This is a genomic window from Ideonella sp. P3_A4 (assembly GCF_056403075.1).
The window spans coordinates 1-1,579 of sequence record NZ_JBFUGE010000982.1; the positions used below are offsets into that span (position 1 = coordinate 1).

Sequence of the window (1,579 nt, forward strand, 5' to 3'; positions counted from 1 at the left end):
CTGCGTGAGGCGCGCAAGACCCCGCGTGAGGCCCGGTACAGGCCTCAGCGTGCCGATCAATCAGTAGGGAAGGCGGCCCATCGCCCGAAGCGACAGGCCGGTTGAGCCGTGTGGGCCTGAGACGACCCGACCCGTCTTACCGGGTTGGCCGGTTCCGGCCCATGACGCGCTTGTACCACTCGTGGAAGTGCTGCATGCCGTCTTCCATCGGACTCTGGTACGGGCCGGACTCGTCGTCGCCACGCTCGAACAAGGCCTTGCGGCCGGCGTCCATGCGCTCGGCGATCTCGTCGTCCTCGACGCAGGTCTCCATGTAGGCCGCGCGCTGGGCCTCGACGAACTCGCGCTCGAAGGCGGCGATTTCTTCCGGGTAGTAGAACTCCACCACGTTCAGCGTCTTCTGCGGCCCTTGCGGGTACAGCGTCGAGACGGTCAGCACGTTCGGGTACCACTCGATCATGATGTTCGGGTAGTAGGTCAGCCAGATGGCCCCGTGCTTGGGCGGCCGGCCTTGCCCGAAGCGCAGCACCTCGTCGTGCCAGCGCTGGTAGACCGGCGAGCCGGCTCGCTCCAGCGTGTTGCGCACCCCAACCGTCTGCACCGAGTGGTGCTTGCCGAACTCCCAGCGCAGGTCGTCGCAGGTGACGAACTGGCCGAGACCCGGGTGGAACGGGCCGACGTGGTAGTCCTCGAGGTAGACCTCGATGAAGGTCTTCCAGTTGTAGTCGCACACGTGCTTCTCGACGTGGTCGAGCACGTAGCCCGAGAAGTCGAGGTCGGCCCGCGGGCCCAGGTTGGCCAGGTCGGCGGCGATGTCGCGGCCGTTGTCCTCGAAGACCAGCCCGTTCCATTGCCGCACCTTGTAGTTGTTCAGGTGCAGGCAGGGGTCGCGGTCGAAGTGCGGCGCGCCTACCAGTTGGCCGTGCAGGTCGTAGGTCCAGCGGTGCAGCGGGCAGACGATGTTCGAGCGCGTGTTGCCGCGCCCACGAAGCATCACCGCCTGCCGGTGGCGGCAGACGTTCGAGATCAGCTCGACTCCGTCGCGGGTGCGCACCAGCGCGCGCCCTTCGCCTTCTTGCGGCAGCGCGTAGTAGTCGCCCAGTTCGGGCACGGACAGTTCGTGCGCCAGGTAGCGCGGTCCGTGCTGAAAGATGAGTTCCTGCTCCCTACGGAGCAGATCCTCGTCGAAATAGGTGGATACGGAGAGTTGAGAGCGCGCGCGCTCCAGAGCTTCCAGCGTGATGCTCAGGTCCGACATGATCCCCAGGATCTCCAAAAAGCATGTCTGCCCCCCACCCGGTGGCCCCGCGGGTGGGTCTAAAAATGAAACCCCGCTTGACACCTGTGAGGTTGGGCAGCGGGGGGACGTATTCTAGCCGGGCTGTCGGTTGGGGGCCACGGCACGGGTAATTTGCTGCGGCTTTTGCCCGCGGCTGCACCCTGATACGGGTTTACGCGAAATGTGCTGACTACAATTGCCATTTGCCCGTAACAATCCAAGATGCCCCGCGCCGCCTCCCCCGCAGCACCGGCCGCTGACGTCCCCGCCAGCTATGAAGCCGCGCTGACGGAACTGGAC

At 65.5% G+C, this 1,579-nt stretch carries 1 protein-coding gene; it reads right to left on the minus strand.

Annotated features, from left to right (window positions below; translation table 11 throughout):
• Positions 1–136: 136 nt before the first annotated feature.
• Entirely contained in the window at positions 137–1,258 is a 1,122-nt protein-coding gene (locus AC1DYI_RS35085) for an aromatic ring-hydroxylating oxygenase subunit alpha (RefSeq protein ID WP_477208714.1), read from the minus strand.
• Between the last annotated feature and the right edge of the window lie 321 nt (positions 1,259–1,579).

What these genes read in the sequence shown, in the direction of transcription:
- AC1DYI_RS35085 (WP_477208714.1), bottom strand. Translation starts at nt 1,258, where the DNA reads ATGTCGGACCTGAGCATCACGCTGGAAGCTCTGGAGCGCGCGCGCTCT.